General features: G+C 73.8%; 9 protein-coding genes. 7 read left to right on the top strand and 2 right to left on the bottom strand.

The genetic code is table 11. The features are described from left to right. Positions 1–268: 268 nt before the first annotated feature. From mmpB to ACH4J0_RS21140, 4 genes are all read left to right on the top strand, one after another. Complete coding sequence (mmpB, locus tag ACH4J0_RS21125) at positions 269–409, top strand: morphogenic membrane protein MmpB (RefSeq protein WP_396242073.1); 141 nt, start codon at positions 269–271, stop codon at positions 407–409. A gap of 59 nt (positions 410–468) precedes the next feature. Then, positions 469–1,071 (top strand): nucleoside triphosphate pyrophosphatase, encoded by a 603-nt coding sequence (locus ACH4J0_RS21130; RefSeq protein ID WP_396242074.1) that lies wholly within the window; start codon positions 469–471, stop codon positions 1,069–1,071. Between the two features lie 63 nt (positions 1,072–1,134). Beyond that, a complete protein-coding gene (locus tag ACH4J0_RS21135) occupies positions 1,135–1,881 on the top strand; it encodes a hypothetical protein (RefSeq protein ID WP_396242075.1) in 747 nt (248 codons plus the stop codon). Between the two features lie 236 nt (positions 1,882–2,117). Next, positions 2,118–3,893, top strand: a complete 1,776-nt coding sequence (locus ACH4J0_RS21140) for an acetyl/propionyl/methylcrotonyl-CoA carboxylase subunit alpha (RefSeq protein WP_396242076.1) — start codon at positions 2,118–2,120, stop codon at positions 3,891–3,893. Between the two features lie 126 nt (positions 3,894–4,019). Here ACH4J0_RS21140 and ACH4J0_RS21145 read toward each other — a convergent pair whose 3' ends face one another. Beyond that, positions 4,020–4,976 carry a DeoR/GlpR family DNA-binding transcription regulator gene (locus ACH4J0_RS21145; protein WP_396242225.1) on the bottom strand — a complete coding sequence of 319 codons (957 nt, stop codon included), beginning with the start codon at positions 4,974–4,976 and terminating at the stop codon, positions 4,020–4,022. Between the two features lie 236 nt (positions 4,977–5,212). Then, positions 5,213–6,664 carry an NAD(P)H-quinone dehydrogenase gene (locus ACH4J0_RS21150; protein ID WP_396242077.1) on the bottom strand — a complete coding sequence of 484 codons (1,452 nt, stop codon included), beginning with the start codon at positions 6,662–6,664 and terminating at the stop codon, positions 5,213–5,215. A 98-nt stretch (positions 6,665–6,762) separates the two neighbouring features. Here ACH4J0_RS21150 and ACH4J0_RS21155 point away from each other — a divergent pair, with 98 nt between their 5' ends. From ACH4J0_RS21155 to ACH4J0_RS21165, 3 genes are all read left to right on the top strand, one after another. Next, the gene (locus ACH4J0_RS21155) at positions 6,763–7,200 is read left to right on the top strand and encodes a gamma-glutamylcyclotransferase (protein ID WP_396242078.1); all 438 of its coding nucleotides are present in this window, start codon (positions 6,763–6,765) and stop codon (positions 7,198–7,200) included. A 148-nt stretch (positions 7,201–7,348) separates the two neighbouring features. After that, complete coding sequence (locus ACH4J0_RS21160; RefSeq protein WP_396242079.1) at positions 7,349–8,170, top strand: purine-nucleoside phosphorylase; 822 nt, start codon at positions 7,349–7,351, stop codon at positions 8,168–8,170. Positions 8,171–8,331: 161 nt separating this feature from the next. After that, positions 8,332–10,032 (top strand): phospho-sugar mutase, encoded by a 1,701-nt coding sequence (locus tag ACH4J0_RS21165; protein ID WP_396242080.1) that lies wholly within the window; start codon positions 8,332–8,334, stop codon positions 10,030–10,032. Positions 10,033–10,127: the final 95 nt, after the last annotated feature.

A 10,127-nucleotide genomic window follows, 5' to 3' on the forward strand; every position in this document is an offset into this window, starting at 1 on the left:
CCCCCCCCCCCCCCCCCCCCCCCCCCCCCCCCCCCCCCCCCCCCCCCCCCCCCCCCCCCCCCCCCCCCCCCCCCCCCCCCCCCCCCCCCCCCCCCGCCCCCCCCCCCCCCCCCCCCCCCCCCCCCCCCCCCCCCCCCCCCCCCCCCCCCCCCCCCCCCCCCCCCCCCGCTCCCGACCCCGCTCACCACCGCGTTCTGCCGCCCGCTTTGCCCGAAACTGAGTACGGATACTCAGGCGTCCGGGCCCGCCCGCACCGCACTCTGGACGGGTGCTCTGGTCAGACCCCGAGGACGGGCCCTCGCCCGAGGCCCGTCGCATGCAGGAGCGGATGCAGCGGTCCGGCAAGGTGCTCGCCGCCATCGTGCTGGTGGGCTCCGTGCTGATCATGCTGACCCGGTTCTTCATCTGAACGTTCACCCGAACGGCGGCATCGGCACCCCCTTGGTGCCACCCCCTACCCTGGTGGGCATGACCGACCAGCGCGCCCTCGTCCTCGCCTCCGCCTCCCCCGCCCGCCTCGGACTGCTGCGCCAGGCGGGGCTCGACCCCCGCGTGGTGGTCAGCGGCGTCGACGAGGACGCGATCAGCGCCGCCACCCCCGGCGAACTCGCCCTCGTCCTGGCCGAGGCCAAGGCCAAGGCCGTCGCCGCCGGACTGGCCGGCGGCGAGCTGGTGATCGGCTGCGACTCCGTCCTGGAGCTGGACGGCCAGGCCCTTGGCAAGCCCGCCGACGCCGCCGAGGCGTTGGCCCGCTGGCAGTCCATGCGCGGTCGCGCCGGAGTGCTGCGCACCGGCCACTGCGTGGTCGACACCGCGACCGGCCGGCAGGCCTCGGCGACCGCCTCCACCACCGTCCGGTTCGGCACGCCGGACGACGAGGAGGTGGCCGCCTACGTCGCCTCCGGCGAACCGCTGCACGTGGCCGGGGCATTCACCCTGGACGGCCGCTCGGCGCCGTTCATCGACGGCATCGACGGCGACCCGGGCAACGTCATCGGCCTGTCCCTGCCGCTGCTGCGCCGCCTGCTCGCCGACCTGGACCTGCGCATCACCGATCTGTGGACCAAGTGACTTGCCGCTCCGGGCAGTTCAGCCTCTAAGCTACCGGCGTTCGAAGGGGGCGGGAACGCGGCGATGAACGACAACGTGCTCAACGTGGTGCTCGGCCTGGTGGCCAGTGCCATCAGCGCCGGCCTCGGCTGGCTGGCGCAGGCCCTGCGGCGGCGCCGCCGGGTGGAGCGGGTGCGGGCGTTCTTCGGGCTTCCGGCCGGCAGCGAGTGCCTGATCGTGGTGCCCCGCAGCATCGGGACGGGCTCGCACGCCCACACCGTGACCCGCCGGGACGCCTACGCCCTGATGTGGCTGGCCGGGCTGGTCGAGGAGTGCGGCGCCCGGCCCGAACTGGTCGCCCACGACGCCGCTCACCGCGGCCTGGGCGGCAAGACCGAGCTGTGCCTCGGCGGTCCGGTCAGCAACGAGCGGATGGCCGCCCACCTGGCCTGGGGCCTGCCCGGCGTGCTGATCACCTCCGGTCCGGGCCCGGGCAGCAACGTGATCGTGGTGGGCGACCGGGACTTCGCCGTCGACCACGACCGGACCCACGTCCTGCTCGCCCGGATCGCCACCCCGGACGGCGGCCGCCCGGTGTTCCTGATCGCCGGCCAGACCGGCGTCGCCAACCAGGCCGGTGTCCGCCACCTGGTGGCGCACCACCGCCAACTCGCCCGCCAGTACGGCCGGAACGGCACCTTCGCCCTGGTCCTGCGGGTGGTCAACCCGGAGGCCTACGGGCCGGACATGGTCGAGCTGGTGGCCGACGTGACGACCGAGGCACTGCGGCGCTCCCCCGCCGCCGCCCCGGCCGGCACGACCGCGGAGTGAGCGGGCGGCGGGACGGTGTGTCCCATGCCACCGTCCCGCCACGCCGCCGCCCCGTCACCCGGCGTCGACCGTGTCCGCCCGACCGGACCCGCCGCGACCTGCGGAGTCTCCGTCCGGCCCGCCGACCGGGCCGCAAAACCCATCACGGTCCGTGTGGGATAGTTCACAACCTGGGGCTACTCGCCGGTACTGCCCAGGAATCCATAAACTCAACGAGGTTCAAGAAGGGAGCCACAGTGCGCAAGGTGCTCATCGCCAACCGCGGGGAAATCGCCGTCCGCGTCGCCCGGGCCTGCTCGGACGCCGGTATCGCCAGCGTCGCCGTCTACGCCGAGCCGGACCGGGATGCGCTGCACGTCCGCGCGGCCGACGAGGCTTACGCGCTGGGCGGTGACACCCCCGGCACCAGTTACCTGGACATCGCCAAGGTCCTCAAGGCCGCGGAGGACTCCGGCGCCGACGCCGTCCACCCCGGCTACGGGTTCCTGTCGGAGAACGCCGAGTTCGCCCAGGCCGTGATCGACGCGGGCCTGACCTGGATCGGCCCGCCCCCGCAGGCCATCCGGGACCTCGGTGACAAGGTCACCGCCCGTCACGTCGCCCAGCGCGCCGGCGCCCCCCTGGTGGCCGGCACCCCGGACCCGGTCTCCGGCGCCGACGAGGTCGTCGCGTTCGCCCGGGAGCACGGCCTGCCGGTCGCCATCAAGGCGGCCTTCGGCGGCGGCGGCCGCGGCCTCAAGGTCGCCCGCACCCTGGAGGAGATCCCGGAGCTGTACGACTCCGCCGTGCGCGAGGCGGTCGCCGCCTTCGGCCGCGGCGAGTGCTTCGTCGAGCGCTACCTGGACAACCCGCGGCACGTGGAGACCCAGTGCCTCGCGGACAAGCACGGCAACGTGGTGGTCGTCTCCACCCGTGACTGCTCGCTCCAGCGCCGCCACCAGAAGCTGGTCGAGGAGGCGCCCGCGCCGTTCCTGACCGAGGCCCAGAACGCCGAGCTGTACCGCGCCTCCAAGGCCATCCTCAAGGAGGCCGGCTACGAGGGCGCCGGGACCTGCGAGTTCCTGGTCGCACTGGACGGCACGATCTCCTTCCTGGAGGTCAACACCCGCCTTCAGGTGGAACACCCGGTCACCGAGGAGGTCACCGGGATCGACCTGGTCCGTGAGATGTTCCGCATCGCCGACGGCGAGGAACTCGGCTACGGCGACCCCAAGGTGCGCGGCCACTCCTTCGAGTTCCGCATCAACGGCGAGGACCCCGGCCGCAACTTCCTGCCCGCGCCCGGCACCGTCACGCTGTTCGCCCCGCCGTCCGGCCCGGGCGTGCGCCTGGACTCCGGCGTGGAGAGCGGCTCGGTCATCGGTCCCGCCTGGGACTCGCTGCTGGCCAAGCTGATCGTCTCCGGCCGCGACCGCAAGCAGGCCCTGGAACGGGCCAGGCGCGCGCTGAACGAGTTCAAGGTCGAGGGCATGGCCACGGCCATCCCGTTCCACCAGGCGGTCGTCACCGACCCGGCGTTCGCACCCGAGGTCCACGGCGGCGACGGCCCGTTCAAGATCTACACCCGCTGGATCGAGACCGAGTTCGACAACACCATCCCGGCGTTCGTCGGCACGGCCGGCGAGGCCGAGGAGGCCGAGACCCGGGAGACCGTGGTCGTCGAGGTCGGCGGCAAGCGGATCGAGGTCTCGCTGCCGTCCTCGCTGGGCGTCTCCACGGCCCCCGCGGCGGGTGCGACGGGTACGGCCAAGGCCAAGCGCCGGGTGGGCGCCAAGAAGGCCGGTTCGGCCCTCAGCGGTGACACCCTGGCCTCGCCGATGCAGGGCACCATCGTCAAGGTCGCCGTCGAGGAGGGCCAGGTCGTCGCCGAGGGCGAGCTGATCGTGGTCCTGGAGGCGATGAAGATGGAGCAGCCGCTGAACGCCCACAAGGCGGGCACCATCGTCGGCCTCAAGGCCGCGGTGGGCGGGAGCGTCAGCAGCGGCGCCGCGCTGTGCGAGATCAAGGACTGACCCTGATCACGGGCTGACGCCGCGTCCGTCAATTCCCGACCGGTCCGTACTCCCTTCAGGGGGTACGGACCGGTCCGGTTTCCACCGCGGGCCGCCCGCTCGGGGCGCGCCGTGCCTGAACCGGGCTCAGCGCCCGCGCGGCAGGCCCATCTCGGCCAGCCGGACCGGCATCCCGCCCGGGCCGGCCGGGCCGCCGTGCGTGCCGGGGCGGCGCTGGCCGGGGAGCGGAGCGCCGCCGGGCGGCGGGACGGGCCGGCGGCCCACCGGGCCGGGCTGGGTCTGGTGCACCGGGCCGCTGCCGGTGCCGTGCACCGGGGCGTCGCCGCCGGGGGCGGCACCGAGCGGGGCCAGGTCGATCTGCACCCCGCAGTCGGCGAGCGCGTCCAGCTCGCGGGCGGTGGCGTCGTCGGCGGTGGCCTGCTCGTCGGTGACCAGCCGGGTGATGGTCTCGGTGGCGACCGTCTGGAACATGCCGGCCGCGCCGAGCTTGGTGTGGTCGGCGAGGACGATGACCTCGGCGGCCGCCAGCACCATTGCCCGGTCCACGCTCGCGGACAGCATGTTCGCGGTCGACAGCCCGCGCTCGGCGGTCAGCCCGCTGCCGGAGATGAAGGCCTTGGTGACCCGCAGCCCCTGCAGCGACTGCTCGGCGCCGCTGCCCACCAGGGCGTAGTTGGAGCCGCGCAGGGTGCCGCCGGTCATCACCACCTCGACCCGGTTGGCGTGCGCCAGCGCCTGGGCGACCAGCAGCGAGTTGGTGACCACGGTCAGGCCGGGCACCCGGGCCAGCCGGCGGGCCAGTTCCTGGGTGGTGGTGCCGGCGCCGACCACCACCGCGTCGCCCTCCTCCACCAGTCCGGCGGCGAGGTCCGCGATGGCGCTCTTCTCCGCCGCGGACAGGTGGGTCTTCTGCGGGTAGCCGGGTTCGCGGCTGAAGCCGCCGGGGAGCACCGCGCCGCCGTGCCGGCGGTCGAGGAGCCCTTCTGCCTCCAGCGCCCGCACGTCACGGCGCACGGTCACTTCGGAGGTCTGGACGACGCGGGCCAACTCCCGGAGCGAGACCGCTCCGTTGGCGCGCACCATTTCGAGGATCAACTGGCGACGTTCTGCTGCAAACACAGAACCGACGGTAACCTGCGTGACCGTCTGCTTTCAGGCGTTTGCACCTCGTAGCGGGAAATGCTCGCGCAAGAGCGGCGCGTGACCGTACAATACGCGCCGTCAACAACCCGGAACCGCGCCCGCCGTCCGGGTGATGATCTTGCCTGCGCGAAGGGCGGCCGCCGATCGGCAGCCGCCCTCAACTGTGCGCCTCGGGCTCAGGATTCGCCGTGGGACCGCTTGCGGATGTGCAGCTGCCGGGCGGCCTCGGCGGTCGAGCCGGAGACCGACGGGTACACGGTGAAGGCGCTGGCCACCTGTTCGACCGTCAGATTGGCGTCCACCGCGAGCGCGATCGGGTGGATCAGCTCGCTGGCCCGCGGGGCGACGACCACGCCCCCGACCACGATGCCGGTGCCCGGGCGGCAGAACAGCTTCACGAAGCCGTCCCGGATGCCCTGCATCTTCGCCCGCGGGTTGCCGCGCAGCGGCAGCTTGACCACGACGGCGTCCATCTTGCCGCACTCCACGTCGGCCGCGGTGTAGCCGACGGTGGCGATCTCCGGGTCGGTGAAGACGTTGGAGGCCACGGTCTTCAGGTTCAGCGGCTGCACCGCGTCGCCGAGCGCGTGGTACATCGCGATCCGGCCCTGCATGGCCGCCACCGAGGCGAGCATGAAGACGCCGGTGCAGTCGCCGGCCGCGTACACGCCCGGGGCGCTGGTGCGGGAGACCCGGTCGACCTGGATCTGGCCCCAGTCGTTGAGCTTGACCCCGGCCTCCTCCAGGCCCATCTCCGCGGTGTTGGGGATCGAGCCGACCGCCATCAGGCAGTGGGTGCCCTCGATCACCTTGCCGTCGGAGAGGGTGACCTCGACCCGGTCGCCGATCCGCTTGGCGCTCTCGGCCCTGGAGCGGCCCATCACGTTCATGCCGCGGCGGCGGAAGACGTCCTCCAGCACCTCGGCGGCGTCCGGGTCCTCACCGGGCAGCACCCGGTCGCGGCTGGACACCAGGGTGACCTTGGAGCCGAGCGCCTGGTACGCGCCGGCGAACTCGGCGCCGGTGACGCCGGAGCCGACCACGATCAGCTCACGGGGCAGCTCCTCCAGGTCGTACACCTGGGTCCAGGTCAGGATCCGCTCGCCGTCCGGCTGGGCGTCCGGCAGCTCGCGCGGGTGGGCGCCGGTGGCGATCAGCACCGCGTCGGCGCGCAGCGAGTGCACGGCGCCGTCGGGGGCGTCCACCAGCACCTCGCGGGAGCCGTCCACGGCCTGCCCGCCGGCGCCGAGCCGGCCGCGGCCGCGCAGCACGGTGACCCCGGCGCGGGTGACGGACTGGGTGATGTCGTGGGACTGGGCGATCGCCAGGCGCTTCACACGGCGGTTGACCTTCCCCAGGTCCACGCCGATGGCCCTGGCCTCCCGGTCCGCGGCGCCGCCCTCGTCGACCGTGATGCCCAGCTCCTCGTACGAGCTGTCGAAGGTGGTCATCACCTCCGCGGTCGCGATCAGGGTCTTCGACGGCACGCAGTCCGTGAGCACCGCCGATCCGCCCAGACCGTCGCGGTCGACGACGGTCACCTCCGCGCCGAGCTGGGCGGCCACCAGGGCCGCCTCGTAGCCGCCGGGTCCGCCACCGATGATCACGATCCGAGTCACGTACCCCATTGTCCCGCACGCCGGGAACGGCGCCACAACGGGGTCCGCGCTCCGTCCGTTCATCCACCGGCCCCGCCGCGTCCTCCGACCGGGCTACGCTGGCCCCCATGCCCCTTTACGCCGCGTATGCCACCAACCTCGATGCCCGGCAGATGACCCGCCGAGCCCCGCACTCCCCGCTCCGCGGCACGGGGTGGCTGGACGGCTGGCGGCTCACCTTCGGCGGCGAGCAGCTCGGCTGGGAGGGCTCGCTGGCCACCGTCGTCGAGGACGAGAAGGACCGGGTCTTCGTCTCCCTCTACGACGTCGCGCCGATGGACGAGGAGGGCCTGGACCGCTGGGAGGGCGTCCAGCTCGGCATCTACCGCAAGATCAGGCTGCGTGCGCAGACCCTGGACGGCGACATCCCGGTCTGGACGTACGTGCTCAACGACTACGAGGGCGGCCTGCCCGCGGCCCGCTACCTCGGTCTGATCGCCGACGCCGCCGAGAGCGCCGGGGCTCCGGACGACTACGTGCTGGACCTGCGCCGCCGTCCCTGCTGACAGCCCGTCCCCCCTCCTGTACGTACCGACAGACCCGGTCGCCCGGAAGCGCCGCCGAACTGTGTTTTCGGGTCAACCGCGTAACGATCCGGCATGCCGTACGCGGATCTTCTACGCGCGTAGCCGAAAGCCGTCTATCCTCGTTCCCGTGAACGCTTCTCCTCAGTCGGTCGTCTCCACCGACCCCTACGCCGCCGCCCAGGCCGCCGCCGAGCGCCTGCGCGAGCTGACCGGTGCCGAGCGGCACGACGTCGCCCTGGTGATGGGCTCCGGCTGGGTGCCGGCCGCGGACGCCCTGGGCGAGACCGTGGCCGAGTTCCCGGTCACCGAGCTCCCGGGCTTCCCCGCCCCCGCCGTGGCCGGCCACGCCGGCAAGATCCGCTCGGTGAAGATCGGCGACAAGCGCGCCCTGATCTTCCTCGGCCGCAACCACTACTACGAGGGCCACGGTGTGGCCACCGTCGTCCACGGCGTGCGCACCGCCGCCGCGGCCGGCTGCGGCGTCATCGTCCTGACCAACGGCTGCGGCGGTCTGCGCCAGGGCTGGACCCCGGGCCAGCCGGTCCTGATCAGCGACCACATCAACCTGACCGCGGACTCCCCGATCGTCGGCGCCAACTTCGTCGACCTCACCGACCTGTACTCCAAGCGCCTGCGCGCGCTGTGCCGTGAGGTCGACCCGAGCCTGGACGAGGCCGTCTACGTCCAGTTCCGCGGCCCGCACTACGAGACCCCGGCCGAGGTCAACATGGCCCGGGTGATCGGCGGCGAGCTGGTCGGCATGTCCACCACCCTGGAGGCCATCGCCGCCCGCGAGGCCGGCTCCGAGGTGCTCGGCATCTCCCTGGTCACCAACCTGGCCGCCGGCATGACCGGCGAGCCGCTCAACCACGAAGAGGTCCTGGAGGCCGGCAAGGCCTCCGCCGAGCGCATGGGCGAGCTGCTGGCGAAGGTCCTGGAGCGGATCTGACGCCTGCCGGGCGCAGAATCATGAGTGACGGGGCCCACGGGCGGCGTGATCCGCTGATCACGCCTTCCCGGGGGCCCCGTCCGCATGTGGACACCTCTTCTTCCCTTTTGCGCGGAACCCTCCGGCCGACACCCCGACGCACTTCCCGATGGAGCAGGCAAATGACGCAGGCACCCACCACCGACCTCCTCGCCCGGGCCCGTACCTGGCTGGCCGAGGACCCCGACCCGCAGACCCGTGAGGAACTGACCGCCCTGCTGGCCCGGGCCGAGGGCCCGGAGGCCGATGAGGTCAGCACGCTCGCCTGGTCCGAGCTCGCCGAGCGCTTCTGCGACCGCCTCCAGTTCGGCACCGCCGGCCTGCGCGGCGAACTCGGCGCCGGCCCGATGCGGATGAACCGCGCCGTGGTGATCCGGGCCGCCGCCGGCCTGGTCGCCTACGTCAAGGAGCAGGGGCTCGGCGACCTGGTCGTGATCGGCTACGACGCCCGGCACAAGTCGTACGACTTCGCCCGCGACACCGCCGCCGTGGTGGTCGGGGCGGGCCTGCGCGCCGCGCTGCTGCCCCGCCCGCTGCCGACCCCGGTGCTCGCCTTCGCGATCCGCCACCTGGGCGCGGCCGCCGGCGTGACCGTCACCGCCAGCCACAACCCGCCGCAGGACAACGGCTACAAGGTCTACCTCGGCGACGGCTCGCAGATCGTCCCGCCAGCCGACGCCGGGATCGCCGCCCACATCGACGCGATCGGCTCGCTGGACGACGTCCCGCGCGCCGAGGAGGGCTGGGAGGTGCTCGGCGAGGACGTCGTCGAGGCCTACCTGACCCGGGCGGTCTCCATCGTCGACGAGCACAGCCCGCGCGAGCTGGACGTGGTCTACACCCCGATGCACGGCGTCGGCCGCGACACCCTGGTCGCCGCCTTCCGCCGGGCCGGCTTCCCGGCGCCGACCGTGGTCGCCGAGCAGGCCGAGCCCGATCCGGACTTCCCGACCGTGGCCTTCCCCAACCCGGAGGAGCCGGGGGCGATGGACCTCGCCTTCCGCACCGCCGCCGCGGTCGGCCCGGACATCGTGATCGCCAACGACCCGGACGCCGACCGCTGCGCGGTGGCCGTCCCGACCGGCGGCAACGGCTCCCCCGGCTGGCGCATGCTGCGCGGCGACGAGGTCGGCGCGCTGCTCGGCTCCGCCCTGGTCGCCAAGAAGGCCGAGGGCACCTTCGCCACCACCATCGTGTCCGCCACCCTGCTCGGCCGGATCGCCGAGGCCGCGGGCCTGGCGTACGCCGAGACGCTGACCGGCTTCAAGTGGATCTCCCGCGCCGAGGGCCTGCGCTACGGCTACGAGGAGGCGCTCGGCTACTGCGTCGACCCCCAGGGCGTCCGGGACAAGGACGGCATCACCGCCGCCCTGCTGGTCGCCGAGCTCGCCGCGACCCTCAAGAAGTCCGGCCGCACGCTGTCCGACCTGCTGGACGACCTGGCACTGGAGCACGGCCTGCACGCCACCGACCAGCTGTCCGTCCGGGTGCAGGACCTCTCGCTGATCGCCGACGCCATGCGCCGCCTGCGCGAGCAGCCGCCGACCGTCCTGGCCGGTCTGACCGTCACCCGCGCCGACGACCTCTCGGCCGGCTCCGCCGACCTGCCGCCCACCGACGGCCTGCGCTACTACCTGGCCGGCGACCCGGTGCGCTCGGCCCGGATCGTGGTCCGCCCGTCCGGCACCGAGCCCAAGCTCAAGTGCTACCTGGAGGTCGTCCTCCCGGTCGCCACGGCCGCCGACCTGGGCCCCGCCCGCGAACGCGCCGCCGAGCTGCTGTCGGCCGTCAAGCGCGACCTCGCCGAGGCCGCGGGCATCTGACGCGGCGGACGGGGGGGGGGGGGGGGGGGGGGGGGGGGGCGGCCCCGCCCCGCGGGAGAGCCGGCACCCCACCCCGACATGCGCCACCCGCCCCA

The sequence above is a fragment of the Kitasatospora sp. NPDC017646 genome (assembly GCF_044329365.1).
In the GTDB taxonomy this organism is placed as follows: Bacteria; Actinomycetota; Actinomycetes; order Streptomycetales; family Streptomycetaceae; genus Kitasatospora.

What these genes read in the sequence shown, in the direction of transcription:
- ACH4J0_RS21130 (WP_396242074.1), top strand. Translation starts at nt 469, where the DNA reads ATGACCGACCAGCGCGCCCTCGTCCTCGCCTCCGCCTCCCCCGCCCGC.
- ACH4J0_RS21135 (WP_396242075.1), top strand. Translation starts at nt 1,135, where the DNA reads ATGAACGACAACGTGCTCAACGTGGTGCTCGGCCTGGTGGCCAGTGCC.
- ACH4J0_RS21145 (WP_396242225.1), bottom strand. Translation starts at nt 4,976, where the DNA reads ATGGTGCGCGCCAACGGAGCGGTCTCGCTCCGGGAGTTGGCCCGCGTC.
- ACH4J0_RS21150 (WP_396242077.1), bottom strand. Translation starts at nt 6,664, where the DNA reads ATGGGGTACGTGACTCGGATCGTGATCATCGGTGGCGGACCCGGCGGC.
- ACH4J0_RS21155 (WP_396242078.1), top strand. Translation starts at nt 6,763, where the DNA reads ATGCCCCTTTACGCCGCGTATGCCACCAACCTCGATGCCCGGCAGATG.
- ACH4J0_RS21165 (WP_396242080.1), top strand. Translation starts at nt 8,332, where the DNA reads ATGACGCAGGCACCCACCACCGACCTCCTCGCCCGGGCCCGTACCTGG.